Annotated in this window: 14 protein-coding genes; 11 read left to right on the top strand and 3 right to left on the bottom strand. The window is 67.6% G+C overall.

Features of this window, described 5'->3' with window-relative positions:
• Window positions 1-55: 55 nt before the first annotated feature.
• Window positions 56-559 (bottom strand): TspO/MBR family protein, encoded by a 504-nt coding sequence (locus D0901_RS18010; protein WP_129141686.1) that lies wholly within the window; start codon window positions 557-559, stop codon window positions 56-58.
• Between the two features lie 144 nt (window positions 560-703).
• Between D0901_RS18010 and D0901_RS18015 the strand changes: the two genes are divergently transcribed.
• The 4 genes from D0901_RS18015 to D0901_RS18030 all read left to right on the top strand — a co-directional run bounded on the left by D0901_RS18015 (window position 704) and on the right by D0901_RS18030 (window position 6152).
• Window positions 704-2380 carry a methyl-accepting chemotaxis protein gene (locus D0901_RS18015; protein ID WP_129141687.1) on the top strand — a complete coding sequence of 559 codons (1677 nt, stop codon included), beginning with the start codon at window positions 704-706 and terminating at the stop codon, window positions 2378-2380.
• Window positions 2381-2502: 122 nt separating this feature from the next.
• Entirely contained in the window at window positions 2503-2988 is a 486-nt protein-coding gene (locus tag D0901_RS18020) for a pyridoxamine 5'-phosphate oxidase family protein (RefSeq protein ID WP_129141688.1), read from the top strand.
• A gap of 259 nt (window positions 2989-3247) precedes the next feature.
• Window positions 3248-4123, top strand: a complete 876-nt coding sequence (locus D0901_RS18025; RefSeq protein ID WP_129141689.1) for a DMT family transporter — start codon at window positions 3248-3250, stop codon at window positions 4121-4123.
• Window positions 4124-4517: 394 nt separating this feature from the next.
• Window positions 4518-6152: a methyl-accepting chemotaxis protein gene (locus D0901_RS18030; protein WP_129141690.1), complete on the top strand. Its 1635-nt coding sequence runs from the start codon at window positions 4518-4520 to the stop codon at window positions 6150-6152.
• A 163-nt stretch (window positions 6153-6315) separates the two neighbouring features.
• Here the strand turns inward: D0901_RS18030 and D0901_RS18035 are convergent, their stop codons facing one another.
• Together D0901_RS18035 and D0901_RS18040 are read right to left on the bottom strand one after the other, a co-directional pair.
• Window positions 6316-8811 carry an EAL domain-containing protein gene (locus D0901_RS18035; RefSeq protein WP_129141691.1) on the bottom strand — a complete coding sequence of 832 codons (2496 nt, stop codon included), beginning with the start codon at window positions 8809-8811 and terminating at the stop codon, window positions 6316-6318.
• A 120-nt stretch (window positions 8812-8931) separates the two neighbouring features.
• A complete protein-coding gene (locus tag D0901_RS18040; RefSeq protein ID WP_129141692.1) occupies window positions 8932-9621 on the bottom strand; it encodes a GntR family transcriptional regulator in 690 nt (229 codons plus the stop codon).
• A gap of 198 nt (window positions 9622-9819) precedes the next feature.
• Here D0901_RS18040 and D0901_RS18045 point away from each other — a divergent pair, with 198 nt between their 5' ends.
• The 7 genes from D0901_RS18045 (at window position 9820) to D0901_RS18075 (ending at window position 17814) form a co-directional block, all read left to right on the top strand.
• A complete protein-coding gene (locus D0901_RS18045; protein ID WP_129141693.1) occupies window positions 9820-10587 on the top strand; it encodes a class II aldolase/adducin family protein in 768 nt (255 codons plus the stop codon).
• Window positions 10588-10671: 84 nt separating this feature from the next.
• Complete coding sequence (locus D0901_RS18050; RefSeq protein WP_129141694.1) at window positions 10672-12243, top strand: ABC transporter substrate-binding protein; 1572 nt, start codon at window positions 10672-10674, stop codon at window positions 12241-12243.
• Window positions 12244-12293: 50 nt separating this feature from the next.
• A complete protein-coding gene (locus D0901_RS18055; protein ID WP_129141695.1) occupies window positions 12294-13271 on the top strand; it encodes an ABC transporter permease in 978 nt (325 codons plus the stop codon).
• On the top strand, window positions 13268-14101 hold the full coding sequence (locus tag D0901_RS18060) for an ABC transporter permease (RefSeq protein ID WP_129141696.1): 834 nt from the start codon (window positions 13268-13270) through the stop codon (window positions 14099-14101). Before D0901_RS18055 ends, D0901_RS18060 begins: the two co-directional genes overlap by 4 nt.
• A gap of 10 nt (window positions 14102-14111) precedes the next feature.
• Window positions 14112-15758, top strand: a complete 1647-nt coding sequence (locus D0901_RS18065) for an ABC transporter ATP-binding protein (RefSeq protein WP_129141697.1) — start codon at window positions 14112-14114, stop codon at window positions 15756-15758.
• 20 nt (window positions 15759-15778) lie between these two features.
• Complete coding sequence (locus D0901_RS18070; RefSeq protein WP_129141698.1) at window positions 15779-16771, top strand: 2-hydroxyacid dehydrogenase; 993 nt, start codon at window positions 15779-15781, stop codon at window positions 16769-16771.
• 23 nt (window positions 16772-16794) lie between these two features.
• On the top strand, window positions 16795-17814 hold the full coding sequence (locus D0901_RS18075) for a histone deacetylase family protein (protein WP_129141699.1): 1020 nt from the start codon (window positions 16795-16797) through the stop codon (window positions 17812-17814).
• The last annotated feature ends 5 nt before the right edge of the window (window positions 17815-17819 follow it).

Here is a 17819-nt window from a genome sequence, read left to right on the forward strand (position 1 = left end):
ACCGACGTCGGGACGTACCACGGAACGGGCCGCGATTGCGGCCCGTTTTCGCCTTTCAGGCAAGGCCCAGCAGTCCCGGGTTGGCCTGCCAGACGGCCCAGGTCAGCGCGGTGGCCAGGCTCACCCAGGCGAGGTAGGGCACCAGCAATACGCCGGCCAGGCGGCTCTTGCGCCAGAAGGCGATCAGCGTCGCCGCGATCAACCCCCACAGCGCGAGCGTACCGACGAAAGCGGGAGCCCCCAGGTGCCAGACGAAGAACAACCAGCTCCACAAGGCGTTGACCGCCAGCTGGATCACGAACAGCGACAGCGCGCGGTGGGCGTCACGCCACCCGGCGCGGCGCCAGACCAGCCAGGCGGCGATCGCCATCAGCGCATAGAGCGTGGTCCAGACCGGGCCGAAGACTGCCGCGGGTGGCGCCCAGGCCGGTTGCGCCAGTCTGGCGTAGAAGGCGGCGGCGTCCACCGAGGCCAGCGCGCCGATGCCGGCCGCCACGAAGCACAGGGCGAACCAGCCCAGCAGACCGACGCCCTGACGGCGTCCCGGAAGTGCTGACATGACAACTCCTTTCCGACAAGAATAAAACTGTTGTACAACACTTGTTAAAGTTTTTGAAACCCTGGCCGATACCGCTTTCCATGTATCGGTACTCCACTCATCCGATTCGTGCATCCGCCAGGATGGCGAGGGAGACAACGACCCATGCGCAATATTTCAGTAAAGCAGGGACTCTTCACGGCCTTCGGCCTGATGGCCCTGATGATGGTCCTGATCGGCGGTCTCGGTTACTACGCCCACGAGGTGAGTAGCCGCGGGCTGCACGAACTGGCCGAACTCAACGTCGAGCAGGTCAACACGCTCAATCGCACCCAGGTCAATCTGTCCCAGGGACAGACGCGGCTGGTCAAGTTCGAGAACGCCCAGCAGCGCGGCATGCCGGACGAGGCGCAGACCTGGCTGGCGAAGGCGCAAAGCGCCTTCGGTCAGGCCACCGAGCGCTTCGCTCAGTTCGAGGGTGTCGACCTGCCCGCCGACAGCGAACGTCGGCCGTACGTGGAGGCCGTCACCGACGCCTATCATCAGGCGATCAACCAGCCCTTCCTCGACGCCCTGGCCAGCGGCGATGCCCAGGCCCTGCTCGCCAACGACGACGCCTTTCTCGAAAGCTATGCCGAGTTCGCCGATGCCGTCGACGACTTCGTGCACTTCGCCGAACAGCGAGGCAACGACCTGATTGCCGAGGACGCGAGTTTCGCGACGCTGGCCAACCTGCTGGGTTTGCTCCTGCTGGGGCTGGCGATCGGCCTCTTCGTGGTGATCGTGCTGGGCGTCAAGCGCTGGCTGGTGACGCCGCTGAGCGAGGCGGTCGACCACTGCGAGCGCATCGCCGAGGGTGACCTCACCGGCGATATCCGCGCGCAGGGCGACAACGAGATCGGCCAGCTCTACACGGCGATGGCCGCCATGCAAGGCGGGCTCAAGCGGCTGGTCGGCAGGCTCAAGACGAGCAGCAACGCCGTCGCCCGAGGAGGCGAGGAAATCGCCGCCGGCAGCGAGGATCTGTCGTCGCGTACCGAACAGCAGGCCTCGGCGCTGCAGGAGACCGCCTCGAGCATGGAGGAGATCTCGTCCACGGTACGCCAGAACGCCCAGACCGCCGAACAGGCCAATCAGCTCTCGGGGACCGCCGCCGACCAGGCCGAACGGGGCGCCGGTGAAGTGGAACAGACGGTGGCGCTGATGCAGGAGATCGAGTCGCGCTCGAAGCAGATCGGCGAGATCATCGAGGTCATCGATTCGATCGCCTTCCAGACCAACATCCTGGCCCTGAACGCCTCGGTCGAGGCCGCCCGAGCCGGCGAGAACGGCCGTGGCTTCGCGGTGGTCGCCAGCGAGGTACGGACCCTGGCGACCCGCACCGCCGAGTCCTCGCGCGAGATCCGCGACATGATCGAGCAGGTCTCGCAGACCATCGCCTCGGGCTCCGCGCAGGCCGGACGCAGCGGCGAGCAGATCCATGAGGTGGTGGCCTCGATCCGTCGGGTCGCCGAGCTGATCGATGAACTGGCGATGTCCGCCCGTGAGCAGGACGCCGGGGTCGAGCAGATCGGCGCGGCGGTCACCCAGATGGATTCGGTGACCCAGCAGAATGCCACGCTGGTGGAGCAGACCAGTACCGCGGCCGGCACGCTGCGCGACGAGTCCCGGCGCCTGACGGACATCATCGGCCGCTTCCGGATCGATGACGATGCACAGTGGCAGGCGCTGCCCGAGGGCGATCCGTCAGCGACCGCCCCGCAGCGGCAAGCCGCCGTTGTGCGCCACGAGCCGCGACCCGCTGCCGCCGGTCAGCGGGAGTCCGAGTGGGACGAGTTCTAGCCGGTCGGGGGGTCGCGAGCTTGCCCGGTCGGCCGCTCCCTGACTAGGCTGCACCCTGCAGGATGCCCAGGGGCCGTCGCGTTTCGGATCGACGGTCCACCCGCGACAAGGAGGAACGCTGTATGTCGAGCCCGGAACACAAGCAGAAGATCTGGAAGCTGATCGAAGACATCAAGGTCGGGATGCTGGTGACCCTCGATGGCCCCATGCCACGAGCGCGGCCCATGCATCTGGTGCAGGATGCCTACGACGGCACCCTGTGGTTCTACACCCGGCGCAGTGCCGAGAAGGTCTTCGAGACCCGGGACGATCAGGACGTCTGCATCACCTTCTCCGACCAGGAGGAGGGGGTCTACGTCTCGCTGTCCGGCACCGCCCGGCTCAACGACGACCGCGAGCTGATCGACAAGTACTGGAACCCGTTCGTCGCCGCCTGGTTCCCCGACGGCAAGGACGACCCGGACCTGACGCTGATGGAGATCAAGGTCAAGTTCGGCGAGCACTGGAAGGCCCGCGAAAGCAAGGTGTTCCAGCTCTACGAGATCGCCAAGGCCAACGTCAAGCAGGGCAGCGTGCCCGATATGGGCGAGAACGAAAAGTTCGGTTGAGCGCGGTCGTTCGCCGCTCGCTCGAAAAGCGTGGCGGCGTTCCGCCGCGACCCCTGACAGTCTCGCCTGCCACTTCCGCGCCCGGTCGTCTCGATCGGGCGTTGTCGTTTCCGACCCGCCAACGCCGCGATCCGACTTGCACCATCGCGGTGCGTCGGGCTTTCGGCTATGCTCGAAGGCCGGTGGGTAAACCGGTCCGGTTCATTGTCGATGGCTGCGACGCTCGCGTCGCGGCCATCGTGCGTCTTTGGAGGTGGGCATGTCGTCGTCGCTGCTGGGGATCCTGATCATGTGTGCCGGTGTCTTGTGCCTGGCGCTGGGGGATGCGGTGTCCAAGTGGCTGGGCGCCAGTTACGACCCGATCCAGATCATCTTCTTCCGCACCCTGATTTCGCTGCCGCTGATCGCCCTGCTGGCCCGCCTCAACGGCGGCTGGGCGGCACTGAAGACGCGCCGGCCCGGCGTGCACCTGCTGCGCGGACTGATCTTCGCCGGCACCATGTTCTGCTTCGTCACCGGGCTGACCCTGCTGCCGCTGGCCGAGACCACGGCGATCGCCTTCGCCGCGCCGCTGTTCGTGACCCTGCTCTCCGGCCCGCTACTCAAGGAGCGGGTCGAGGCGGTGCCCTTCGCGGCCTCGCTGGTGGGCTTCGCCGGAGTGCTGATCGTGGTGCGTCCCGGGGCGTCGGGCTTTCAGTGGGGGGCGCTGATCGTGGTCGGCGCGGCGGTGTGCTATGCGCTGATGATGATCACCGCGCGCCGCTATGGCGGCAAGGAGCGGCTCTGGGCGATGGTCTTCTACGCCACCCTGGTGCCGCTGGTGGTCAGCGCGCTGTTGCTGCCCGGGGTCTGGCGCACGCCCCAGGGTATCCACTGGCTGGGGTTCGTGTGCTCCGGCGTGCTGGGGGTGGGGGCGGTGTCCTGCATCACCCTGGCGTTTCGTTACGCCCCGGCGGCGCTCGCCGCGCCCTTCGACTACACGGCGATGGTCTGGGCGGTGTTGCTCGGCTGGTGGTTGTGGGGCGAGGTGCCCGATGTCTGGGTCTTCGTCGGCGCCGGGGTGATCATCGCCAGTGGCGTGGCGATCGCCCTCCACGAGCGCCGGGTGGCGATCAAGGCGCGTCCCAGCACCTGAGGGTGCCACGGCGGGAATGAATGGCCCGCCCGCGGCGTCCCGCATGAATTGTCATTCCCTGCCTGGTCAGGCATTCGTGGGCCGTCATTGGCGGCCCCCTGACATCTTTTTCTACTCCCTTGGTGACGATAATGGCCGGCTGGGCGACATGCCATTGCCGTGCTTTTCGTCGGAGAATTTCGCCGATGACTCGGCCTATCGGCACGTTGTGTTGGTCGGCTAACCTTCCCTCATCTATCAATAATTATTCAATTAGCATTCGTTGATTTTAAGACCTCGTCGATTCCGGGACGGTGTTCGAGTGACGTCGAAAGGCGTTAAAGATCCGCGCCTCTTCGCCGATCCAAAGTGTGATGAGAGACAATAAAGCACACACGACAAACGAGGTGCCGGGATGGCAAACCTATCGGTCAAGCAGGGGCTTTTCATCGCCTTTGGGGTTCTGGTCTTCATGCTCGCCGCGGTCAGTGGACTGGGCTTCTATTCGCATTCGGTGAGCAGCGCCAGCCTGTCGGAACTGGCCGAGATCAACGTCGAACAGGTCAATACCCTGAATCGCGCTCAGGTCAACATGGCCGAGGGGCAGAGCCATGTTCTCAAGTTCGACGAGTTCCGGCGCCGCGACATGAACGACCAGGCCGCGCGGGAACTCACCGCCGCCCAGGATTCCTTCGCCCAGGCGGCCGATCGTTTCGAGCAGTTCCGCAACGTCGATCTGCCCCCGGACAGCCAGCGCCTGCCCTACGTCGAGGCGATCGTCGACGCCTACGCTCAGGCCATGAGCGCCGATTTCCTGGCCGCGATTCGCGCCGGCGACGCCAGTGCTCTGACCGATGAACGGGCGGGCTTTCTCGCCGGCTACACAGCGTTCGCCGGTGCGGTGGACGACTTCGTGCATTATGCCGAAGAGCGCGGCGACACGCTGATCATGGAGGATGCCCGGTTCGCCACGCTGAGCAACGGGGTCGGCATCGGCCTGCTGCTGCTGGCCCTGGGGATCGTCGCGCTGGTCCTGCGTGGGGTCTCGCGACGGATCGTCGCGCCGCTGCGCGAGGCGGTCACGCATTGCGAGCGGATCGCCGACGGCGATCTCGTCGCGACGATTCCCTCGCACGGGCGTAACGAGATCGGCCAGCTGTTCTCGGCGATGCAGGACATGCAGCAGCGCCTGCGTACCCTGGTCGGCTCGCTGCGGGCGAGCAGCGACAGCGTCGCCACCGGCGCGGCCCAGATCGCCAGCGGCAGTCAGGACCTGTCGTCGCGGACCGAACAGCAGGCCTCCGCCCTGCAGGAAACGGCCGCCAGCATGGAACAGATCTCGTCGCTGGTCAGCCAGAACACCGACACGTCGCAGAAGGCCAACGCGCTTTCCAGCGAGGCCAACGATCAGGCCGAGACCGGTACCCGGGAGGTCGAGCAGACCGTGGCGTTGATGGCGGAGATCGAGACCAGTTCCCAGCAGATCGGCGAGATCATCGAGGTCATCGACTCGATCGCCTTCCAGACCAACATCCTCGCCCTCAACGCCTCGGTGGAGGCGGCGCGGGCCGGCGAGGACGGGCGCGGCTTCGCCGTGGTGGCCAGCGAGGTGCGCACGCTGGCGACGCGGACCGCCGAGTCCTCGCAGGAGATCCGCGCCATGATCGAAAAGGTTACCGACCGGATCGCCACCGGCTCGCGCCAGACGGGACGCAGCGGCGAGAAGATTCGCGAGGTGGTCGGCTCGATCGAGCACGTTTCGCGGATGCTGGACGAGTTGTCGATGGCGGCCGGGGAGCAGGAATCGGGGATCGGCCAGATCAATACCGCGGTCACCGAGATGGACTCGGTCACCCAGCAGAACGCCGCCCTGGTGCAGCAGACCAGTTCGGCGGCCGCCTCGCTGGAAACGGAGTCGCAGCGTCTGGCGACGATGATCGCCAGCTTCAAGCTGAACGAGGGCGAGACGGCCGGCGGCGCCCCGGACGACGGGGTCGCCGCGCTGCCGTCGCTGGAGGAAGGGCGCGAGATGTCGACGTCCTGGGCCTGAGAGGGTGTTTGCAAAATGCCTGCGCTCGACAATACAGCGTTAAAATCGGCCTCAAAATGCTCATTTACCCCGTGTAAACTCCGCTTTTTCGGCCGATTTTGCCTTGTCTTGTCTTCGCTCGCCTAATTTGTAAACACCCTCTGAGGGTTTGACGAAACGTCGGCTAGCGGCCGATCAGCCAGTTGTCGGCGAAGGTGTCGGCGGCGACCGGATGGCCGGTCAGAAAGCCCTGGATGCGATGTACCGGAAAGCGTTCCAGGGCGATCAACTGGGCCTGGGTCTCGACGCCCTCGGCGACCACCTGCAGACCGAGTTCGCTGGCCAGCCCGGTCACCGCGGCGAGGATTGCCTGGCCGCCCCGGCCGCCGTCGGTCAATGACTGGATGAAGCGACGGTCGATCTTGAGCGTGCTGATCGGCAGCTCCTGCAAATAGCTCAGCGAAGAGTAGCCGGTGCCGAAGTCATCGATGGCGACGGTACAGCCCAGTTCGCGCAGCTCCCGGAGTATCTGGCTGGCCTGCTGCTGCTTGTCGAACAGGGTGCTCTCGGTGAGTTCGAAGCCGAGCAGCTCGGCGGGCACCTCCTGCGCCTCGAGCTCGGCGCACACCCAGTCGACGAGATCGCGTTGCCAGAACTGGCGGGCGGAGAGGTTGACGGCCACCGGCACCGGATCGAAGCCGGTGCTGCGCCAGATGCGCAACTGCTCGACCACCCGGTGCAACAGGTATTCGCCGAGGGGCAGAATCAGCCCGGAGCGTTCGGCCAGCGGGATGAACTCGGTCGGCGAGAGGTCGCCGAATGCCGGGTGTCGCCAGCGCATCAGCGCCTCGGCGCTGCACAGCCGGCCGGTGTCGCGGTCGAACAGCGGCTGGTAGTGCACGTCGAGCCCCGCGCCGGTTTCCAGGGTCTCGCGCAGCGCGCTCTCCAGCGCCAGGCGGCGATCGTCGTGGGCGTGCATGTCGGCCCGGAACAGGCGATAGGTGTTGCGGCCTTCCTGCTTGGCCCGGTACATGGCGGCATCGGCATGGTGCAAGAGCCCTTCGACGCTGGTGTCGTCGTCGGGATAGAGGCTGATGCCCAGGCTGCAGCCGACCCGGAATTCGCGATTGCCGAAACGAAACGGCGCGCGAATCGCCTCGATCAGCCGGCGCGCCACGCAGGCGGCTTCCTCGGGGGTCTCGATCTCGGGCAGCAGGGCGATGAACTCGTCGCCGCCCAGCCGCGCCAGGCTGTCGTCCTCGCGCAGGTGCGCGCTCAGCCGGCGGGCGACCTGCATCAGCAGTTCGTCGCCGGCGGCGTGGCCCAGCGAGTCGTTGACCTGCTTGAAGTGGTCCAGGTCGATGAAGATGACCGCCAGACGCTGGGTCTGCCGGTGGGCGTGACGAATGGCCAGCGACAGGCGGTCCTCGAGCAGCCGCCGGTTGGGCAACTGGGTCAGGGCGTCGTAGTAGGCCAGGCGGCGCACGCGCTCCTCGTTCTCGCGCAGGTGGGTGATGTCGTTGAACAGCGCCGCGAAATGCGTGATCTGGCCATCGTCGTCGCGTATCGCGGTGATGGTCAGCAGTTCCAGATAGAGCTGGCCGCTCTTGCGCCGGTTCCAGATCTCGCCGCGCCAGGAGCCCCGCGCCTGCAGGTCGTCCCACATGTGGCGATAGAAGGTGGCATCGTGCCGCCCCGAGGAGAGCATGGCGGGGGTGCGGCCGAGGGCTTCCTCGAGCGAGTAACCGGTCATGTGGGTGAAGGCCGGATTGACGAATTCGATGCGCGTGCGGGCGTCGGTGATGATGATGCCTTCCAGCGACGAGTCGATGACCCGTTCGGCGAGCTGCAGGTTGCGGCGCGACTGGGCGAGGGCCTGGTCGCGCTTTTCCAGCGCGTCGCGCAGGTCGGCGAGGTAGAGCTGCTCGGCGCCGGCCAGCATGTCGCCGAAGCCCAGCAGGCCGACCACGGCGCCATCCTCGTCGAGGACCACCAGGTGGCGCACGTGATGGCCGATCAGCAGATCCCGGGCATGAATCAGCATGTCGTCGGCGCGCACGCTCATCAGCGGGCGGCTGGCCAGCTCGCGGATCGCCGTGTTCCCCGGGTGGCGGGCCACGAAGCGGACCAGGTCGCGCTCGGTGAGAATGCCCAGGGTATCGCCGCAACGCACCACCACGGCATCGCAGGTGGCGGCCTGCATCGTGCTCGCCGTGTCGCGCAGCGACAGGCCGCCATCGAGGATCACCGGCTCCGGGCGCATGGCGGCCCGCACCTCGCGCAGGCGCAGGTAGGGTTCCAGCCCCTGATTGAGCACCACGTCGGACTGCGACACGATGCCTAGCGGCCGGCCATCGGCGTCGGCGACCAGGAAGTGGCGGCGATTCTCGGCGGCGAAGCGCATCGCCGCCTCGCCGATCGGCGTCGACGGCGGCAGGCTGACCACCGGGTAGCTCATGACCTGGGCGATGGGCACGCGCACGGCGCCGGGCTCGTCGAAGTCCACCTGCAGGCTGTCGTGTTCGGTCCAGATTCCCACGACCGCATCGCCTTCCATGACCAGCACCGAACTGCAGCAGCGTTCGGCCATGCGGGCGGCGGCTTCGCACAACGGGGTGCGGGGCGAGCAGCACAGCAGGCCGGTCTGCATGATGCGCTCGATGGGCAGGTCCTGGGGCATTCGTCGGCTCGATCGGTGGCGAAACCACCAGTCTAGCAAGCTCCACGGCAGCGTGACCTGATCCAGGTCTACTCCGAGGTGCCCCAGCGCCTCATGGCACGACTCGCCGCTGTCCGGGGGTCACGATGCCCCCGTCTCCTGACGTCGGAACATCTCCGTCACGCGCTGCTGGGCGATGCCGATGTGATAGTCGATGGCCGATTCGCAGGCCTCGGCGCGGCGGGTGCGCAGGGCCTCGATGATCGGCTGGTGGGTCTCGGCGACCCGCGCCGGATCGTCGTAGAGCTGGCCGATCAGCAGGATGCAGAAGCGCATCTCGTGGCACAGCTCGTCGAATACCTTGAGCAGCCGGCGGTTGCCGCTGAATTCGCACAGCCGACGGTGAAACGCGACATCCGCCTCGATCTGCTGTACCGCGGTGCCCTCCTGGGCGACCCGGCGCATGGTCTCGAGCTGGGCGCTGAGCTCGGCTTCCATCGAGGCCGTCAACTGGCCGGCCAGCAGGCGAATGGCGTGGCGTTCGAGGCACAGCCGCAGGTCGTAGACGTCGTTCAGCTCGTCGGCGTTGAAGGTGCGCACGAAGAAACCGCGACGCGGCTGGGACACCAGCATGCCACGGCTCTCCAGCAGTCGCGCCGCCTCGCGCACCGGGGCGCGGCTGACGCCGAAGTCGCGGGCCAGTTGTGCCTCGGCCAGGTGGGTGCCGGGTCGGAAATCCCCCTTGAGCAGGGCTTCGGTGAGCTGGTCGGCGATCTGATTGACCAGGTCGCGCTGCTGGATCGCGGCAAAGTTCCGGGTTTGGGCGGTCATGGCATCTCGCTGGTTGGGCCGGAAGAGGGGATCGAACCGTCGTCGCCACTATCCCCGAAAACGCGTTTCAGGTCGACTGTCGAGTGTCGACAGTTTGTGGTTCAGCTGATAGGTTGATTCAGGATGGCTTCCTCAACCCCCGGCGAGAGCGGCACGCGGATAATCCGCCGATCCCTCGCCAGCGTCAGGAGACTTCCGATGGATACGGTTACCGAGGCCCCTGCGACGTCCCGGCACGCCTCCGCCCGTCGCGATCTGGCCGCCGCCTATCGACTGATCGCCCACTTCGGGCTCGATGACAGCATCTACACGCACATCTCCGCCCGTGCCGACGGTGACGGCGAGCATTTCCTGATCAACCCCTACGGCTACCGCTTCGAGGAGGTCACCGCCTCCAACCTGGTCAGCGTCGATCTCGACGGCCACGTGGTCGACGACCCCGACGGTGCGGGCATCAACAAGGCGGGGTTCACCATCCACAGCGCGATTCATGCCGCACGCCCGGATGTCCACTGCGTGCTGCATACCCACACGGTGGCCGGCGTTGCCGTCTCCTGCCTGGAGGAAGGGCTGTTGCCGCTCAACCAGTGGGCGATGGAGTTCCACGGGCGTACCGCCTACCACGACTACGAGGGTATCGCGCTGGACCTGACCGAGCGCGAGCGGCTGGTGGCGGATCTCGGCGACAAGCCGGTGATGGTACTGCGCAACCACGGCATGCTGGTCTGCGGGCGCACGGTGGGCGAAGCCTTCCGCCGCATGTACAACCTGGAGCGCAGTTGCCAGGCCCAGCTGGCGGCGATGGCCACCGGCATGCCGATACGCCGCCCGTCGGATGCCCTGGCCGAGCATACCGCCCGCCAGTACGAGGGGTGGGATGCCGACCACGGCGCGACCGAGCGTGATCCCGAATGGGACGCCTACCTGCGCCTTCTGCGGCGTATCCAGCCCGACTTCGACACCTGACGCGAGGCCCGGCCCGTCAATCACGATAAGTACAACCCGAAGCAGCAACCCTTACCAACAACATCAACAGATGAGGGGTTCATCATGCGAACGACCACCTTCCTTCGCGGCGGTCTCGCCGTGCTATGCCTGTCGAGCGGCCTGATGACGGCGGCGAGCGCCGACACGGCCCCGCAGCCCGGCGGCACCATCGATGTCGCCATCCAGCCCGAACCGCCGGGCCTGATGCTGGGCCTGATCCAGAATGCCCCGACCCAGCGGGTGGCCGGCAACATCTACGAGAGCCTGCTGCGCTACGACACCGACCTCGAGCCCATGCCGCAACTGGCCGAGTCCTGGGAGATCAGCGACGACGGCCGGGTCTATACCTTCCATCTGCACCACGGCGTCAAGTGGCACGACGGCGAGCCCTTCACCGCCGCCGACGTGGTGTTCTCGGCCGATGTCTTCCTGCGCGAGACCAACCCGCGTACCCGGGCGATTCTCGAACACGTGGCGAGCATCGAGGCCCCCGACGACGACACCGTGGTGTTCACTCTCGAGCAGCCCTTCGCGCCCTTCATCCAGGCCTTCGAGGTCGGCACCATGCCGATGGTGCCCAAGCACATCTATGCCGGGACCGACTTCCGCACCAATCCCGCCAACAACCATCCGATCGGCACCGGTCCGTTCGAATTCACCCGATGGGATCGCGGCTCAGTGATCGAGCTGGATAAGAACCCCGACTACTACGAGCCCGGCAAGCCCTACCTGGATCGCATCCTCTGGCACGTGATCCCCGATGCCGCCTCGCGGGCGGCGGCCTACGAGAACGGCACCCTCGAGGTGCTGCCGCCGGGTTCGGTGGAAAACTTCGACATCCCGCGGCTGTCGGGGCTCGACAACAGCTGCATCACCGAAAAGGGCAACGAGTACTTCAACCCCTTCGCCATGCTGTGGCTCAACGACCGCGAAGGGCCCACCGCCGACCCGCGCTTCCGTCAGGCGGTGATGTACGCCATGGACCGCGACTTCGCCAAGGACGTGCTGTGGAACGGCCTGGGCAAGGTCGCCAGCGGGCCCTTCTCGACCAACCTGGCGGCGCACGACGAGAGCATCGAGGGTTATCCGCACGATCCCGACAAGGCGCGGGCGCTGCTCGCCGAGATGGGCTACGACGGCACGCCGGTGCGCCTGCTGCCGCTGCCCTACGGCGAGACCTGGACCCGCTGGAGCGAAGCGGTGCGCCAGAACCTGGAGAGCGTGGGCATCAAGGTCGAGACCGAGTCCACCGATGTCGCCGGCTGGAACCAGAAGCTCGCCCAGTGGGACTACGACATCGCCTTCACCTATCTCTTCCAGTACGGCGATCCGGCGCTGGGCATCTCGCGCACCTACATCTCCAGCAACATCGCCAAGGGCTCGCCGTGGAACAACGTCGAGGGCTACCGCAACCCCGAGGTCGACAAGCTGTTCGCCGAGGCGGCGGTGGAGAACGATCCCGCCAAGCGCCAGGCGATGTACGACCGGATCCAGGCGATCCTCTACGCCGACGTGCCGGTGGCCTGGCTGATGGAACTGGGGTTCCCGACCCTCTATCGCTGCAACGTGCATGACCTGATCACCACCGGGATCGGCCTCAGCGACGGCTTCAAGAACGCCTGGATCGAACGCTAGCCCGGTCGCGCCGGCCCGCCGTGGCCGGCGCGCGTTGCGGAGGACACGACATGCGCTACCTGTCGCTGATCGCCTCGCGCCTGCTCAAGGCGGTACTGGTGCTGCTGGCGATCCTGATTCTCAACTTCTTCCTCATCCACCTGGCTCCGGGCGATCCGGCGATGGTGATGGCCGGCGAGGCCGGCGCCACCGATGCCCAGTTCATCGCCGACCTGCGCGAGCGCTTCGGCCTCGACCAGTCGCTGCCGATGCAGCTCTGGCACTACCTGGCCGGGGTGCTGACGCTGGATTTCGGCTACTCCTACCGCCAGCAGATGCCGGTGCTCGACCTGATCCTCGAGCGCCTGCCGGCGACCCTGCTGCTGACCGGGGCGGCTTTCGTGATCTCGCTGGGCTGCGGCATCGTCGCCGGCATGCTCGCGGCGATGCGCGCCAAGCGCCCCTCGGGCTCGCTGATCATGGGGCTGGCGCTGCTGTTCTACGCCACGCCGCTGTACTGGGTGGCGATGATGGCGGTACTGGTGTTCTCGGTGTTTCTCGGCTGGCTGCCGGCCTACGGTTACGACACCGTGGGCAGCGATGCCACCGGGCTGGCCCACGCCCTCGACGTCGCCGAGCATCTGATCCTGCCGGCGACGACCCTGGGGCTGTTCTTCATGGCGGTCTACACCCGCATGACGCGTGCCTCGATGCTCAGCGTGGCGCAGCAGGACTTCGTCAAGACCGCCCGCGCCAAGGGGCTCGCGCCGGGGATGATCCAGCGCCGTCACATCCTGCGCAATGCGCTGCTGCCGATCATCACCCTGGCCGGGCTGCAGGCCGGCCAGATGGTCGGCGGGGCGGTGCTCACCGAGACGGTGTTCGCCTGGCCCGGCATCGGCCGGCTGATGTACGAGGCGCTGATGCAGCGCGACTACAATCTGCTGCTGGGCATCTTCTTCTTCTGCGCGCTGCTGGTGATCCTGTTCAACATGCTCACCGACGTGATCTATCGCCTCGCCGATCCGCGCATCAAGGAGGCCGCATGAGCTTCTTTCGCCGTTTTGTCCAGAATCGCGGCGCCCTGGTCGGGCTGGTGATCCTCGCCCTGGTGGTGCTGCTCGCGCTGCTGGCACCGCTGCTCTATCCCGAGTCGCCGTGGCGCATGGTGCAGCGGCCGTTCCTGGCCCCCGGCGAGCTGCCGGGCTTCCCGCTGGGTACCGACACCATGGGCCGCGACGTCGCCGCCGAGCTGGCCCACGGCGCCTGGGTGTCGCTGCTGGTCGGTTTCGTCTCCACCCTGGTGGCGCTGGCGATCGGCGTGCCGCTGGGCGCACTGGCCGGCTATTTCGGCGGGCGCACCGACGACGTGCTGATGCGCATCACCGAGTTCTTCCAGACCATCCCCAACTTCGCCCTGGCGATCGTGCTGGTGGCGATCATGGAACCCAGCATCGGCTCGATCGTGCTGGCCATCGCCGTGGTCAGCTGGCCGCCGGTGGCACGCCTGGTGCGCGGCGAATTCCTGTCGCTCAAGCACCGCGAGTACGTCGAGGCGGCACGCCTGGTGGGGCAGGGTCACCGCGACCTCATCCTCAAGCAGATCCTGCCCAACACGCTGTCGCCGGTGATCGTGCTGGCCTCGCTGATGGTGGCCACGGCGATCCTGCTCGAATCGTCGCTGTCGTTCCTCGGCCTCGGCGATCCGGACACCATGTCCTGGGGCTACATGATCGGCGCCGCGCGCACGGTGATGCGCCAGGCCTGGTGGCTGTCGGTGATCCCCGGCGTCGCCATCCTGCTGACCGTGCTGGCGCTCAACCTGGTCGGCGAGGGCCTGGACGACGCGCTGAATCCGCAACTGGCGCGGCAGCGCTGAGGAGTCGACGATGAGTGAACCCCTGCTGCAGATCGAACGCCTGACCCTGGCCCTGCCCGAGGGCGCGGATCGCCGCTACGCGGTCGAGGACGTCAGCTACTCGCTGGCCGCCGGCGAGGTGCTGTGCGTGGTGGGCGAGTCCGGTTCCGGCAAGTCGATGACCGCCAACGCGGTGATGGGGCTGCTGCCGCCCGGCCTGCGCGTGACCCAGGGCCGCGCCCTGTTCGACGGCGCGGACCTGCTGGCGATGGACGAGCCGACCCACCGCGCGTTGCGCGGCCGGCGCATCGGCATGGTCTTCCAGGAGCCGATGACCGCGCTCAATCCGCTGATGCGCGTCGGCGACCAGATCGCCGAGGTCTTCGAGGCCCATGGTCTGCTGACGGCCCGCGAGCGGCGCGAGAAGGCCCTGGCGCTGCTCGAGGAGGTGCGTCTGCCCGATCCGCCCAGCGCGCTGCGCGCCTATCCGTTCGAGCTCTCCGGCGGCCAGCGTCAGCGGGTGATGATCGCCATGGCCCTGGCACTCGAGCCGCAGCTGCTGGTCGCCGACGAGCCGACCACGGCGCTCGACGTCACGACCCAGGCGCAGATCCTCCACCTGATCAGGGACCTGCAAAAGCGCCGCGGCATGGCGGTGATGTTCATCACCCACGATTTCGGCGTGGTCGCCGAGATCGCCGATCGTGTGTGCGTGATGTGCGAGGGGCGGATCGTCGAGATGGGCGACGCCCGCGAGGTGCTGGCAAGCCCGCGCCACGCCTACACCCGCACCCTGATCGCGGCGATCCCCGGCGGTGTGGCGGCTCCCGCCCGCGACGGCGCCGATCCCGCGCCGTTGCTGACGGTCGAGGGACTGAACAAGGTCTATCGCTCACGGGGTGGCTGGTGGCAGCCACGCCGCGAGGTGGTCGCCCTCGACGAGGTCGGCTTTACCCTGGGGCGTGGCGAGACGCTGGGCATCGTCGGCGAGTCGGGGTCGGGCAAGTCGACCCTGGGGCGCTGCATCGTCGGCCTCGAGACCCCCGACAGCGGCGGGATCCGGCTCGCCGGCACCGACCTGCGAACACTCACCGGGCAGGCCCTGCGCGAGCAGCGCCGCCACATCCAGATGGTGTTCCAGGACCCCTACGCCTCGCTCAACCCGCGTATCCGCGTCGGCATGGCGATCGCCCAGGGGCCCATCGCCAACGGCGTGCCCCGGGCGCGGGCCCTGGAGCGGGCACGCCAGTTGCTGACCACGGTGGGCCTGGACGCCGCGGCCGCCGACCGCTTCCCCCACGAGTTCTCCGGCGGGCAGCGCCAGCGTATCGGTATCGCCCGCGCCCTGGCCCTGGACCCCGAGCTGATCGTCGCCGACGAAGCGGTCTCGGCGCTGGACGTGTCGATCCAGGCCCAGGTGCTCGAGCTGCTCGAGCGGCTCAAGACGGAGCTCTCGCTGTCGCTGCTGTTCATCACCCACGACCTGCGCGTGGCGGCACAGATCTGCGACCGGCTGATCGTCATGCAGAAGGGATGCATCGTCGAGCAGGGCAGTGCCGAACGGATCTTCCAGGCGCCGAGCCACCCCTATACCCGCGAGTTGCTGGCGGCGATTCCCGGCCGGCATGACGACGCGACCGCCGCTGCCGCACCGGCCGCCGCCCCGCGAATGCCGTAATCGATCACACGAGGACGCCCATGCCCCCCAACCCGCCACCGGCCCGGTCCACCGGCGCCCCCCGCGACGAGCCCCGACCGATTCACGGCGTACTGCTCGGCTCGCCCGAGATCATGACGACCTACATTGCCGCCTTCGAGCAGGTGGCGCCGCAGTGTCGTCTGGCGTTGCCGGATGCCGTCACCGAGCCCGAAAGCGTGACCTTTGCGCTGGCCTGGGATCCGGGGCCCGACGATTTTCGCGCCTATCCCAACCTGCGCCTGGTGTCGTCGATCGCCGCCGGCGTCAATGGGATTCTCGCCAGCCCCAGCCTGCCGAGCGACGTGCCGCTGATGCGCATTGCCGGGGAGTCCCAGGCGCAGATGATGGCGGGATTCGTGACCTGGCACGTGCTGTGGCATCACCGCCGCTTCGGCGACTATCTGAGTCATCAGCGTCAACGGCACTGGGAGCGTCTGCCGAAGCGCGACGCCGCTGACGTGCGGGTAGGGTTGCTGGGGGCGGGCAGGATGGGCGGGGCGGTCGCGCGCGCGCTCGTGGCGCTGGATTACGACCTGGCGATCTACTCGCGCAGCGGACGCAATCTGCCGGCCGGCGTCGAGGGGTTCACCGGTGAGGCGGGGCTCGAGCGGCTCGCGGCGCGCAGCGATATCCTGATCAACCTGCTGCCGCTGACGGCGCAGACGCGCGGCATCCTGAATGCCACACTGTTCTCGCGATTGCCCGCGGGTGCCGTGTTGATCCACGTCGGGCGCGGAGAACATCTCATCGAGGATGATCTGCTGGTCGCGCTGGACAGCGGTCGGTTGTCGGCTGCCTCGCTGGACGTGTTCGCGGTCGAGCCGTTGCCGCCGGGTCATGCGTTCTGGCGTCACGAGCGGATCCTGGTCACGCCGCACGACGCCTGCGACTCGACGCCCAGCCAGGTCGCCCAGGAGGTGGCAGCGGCGCTGCGCGATCTCGACGCGGGGCGTCAACCGGCGAGCCAGGTGGATCGCCAGGCGGGTTATTGAGCGAGGCCGACGAGGACACAGCGATGAAGACCTTCTTCCACGACGACCAGCGTCTGCATCAGCCGCAGACCTATTTTTCCCGCGGCAAGCTGCGCACGCCCCAGGAAGTGCGCCAGCGCGCCGAGCACCTGCTGGCGGCCGCCGAACGCCTGGGCTTCGACATCCAGGCACCGCGCGATCACGGCGTGACGCCGCTGCGCGCGGTTCATTCGCTACCCTACCTGCGCTTTCTGGAAAGCGCCCACCGGCGCTGGCACGCGCTCGACGAGGACTGGGGCGAGGAGGTGATCTCCAACGTCTTCGTGCGCTCGCCCAATGCGCTGCGCGGCATCCTCGCCGAGGCGGCGCGCTACCTGGCCGACGGCAGCGCGCCGGTCGGCGAGCACACCTGGCAGGCCGCCTACGCCTCGGCGCAGAGCGCGGTGGCCGGCGCCGAGGCGCTGCTGGCGGGCGAGCGCTTCGCCTATGCCCTGTCGCGGCCCCCCGGCCATCACGCGGGGGTCGACTCGGCCGGCGGCTTCTGCTTTCTCAACAACGCCGCCATCGCCGCCCAGCATCTGACCGCGCGCTATCCGCGCGTGGTGGTGCTGGATACCGACATGCACCATGGCCAGGGCGTGCAGGAGATCTTCTATGCGCGCGACGACGTGATGTACGTCTCGATCCACGGCGACACCACCAACTTCTATCCGGCGGTCTGCGGCTTCGAGGATGAGCGCGGGCATGGCGCCGGCTACGGTTACAACCTCAACCTGCCGATGTCGCACGGCGCCTCGGAAGCGGTGTTCTTCGCGCGGCTGGAAGAGGCCTGCCAGGCGATCCGGCTGTTCGAGCCGGACGCCGTGGTGCTGGCGCTGGGCTTCGACATCTTCGAGAAGGACCCGCAGGCCAAGGTCGCCGTCACCACCCCCGGCTTCGCCCGGCTCGGGCGGGCGGTGGCCGACCTCGAGCGGCCGACGCTGGTGGTGCAGGAGGGCGGCTACTATCTGGAAGGGCTGGAGGCCAACGCCGTTAGCTTCTTCACGGGGCTGACCGGGCGCTGAGCCGG

It is taken from the genome of Modicisalibacter coralii, from assembly GCF_004117855.1.
In the GTDB taxonomy this organism is placed as follows: domain Bacteria; phylum Pseudomonadota; class Gammaproteobacteria; order Pseudomonadales; family Halomonadaceae; genus Modicisalibacter; species Modicisalibacter coralii.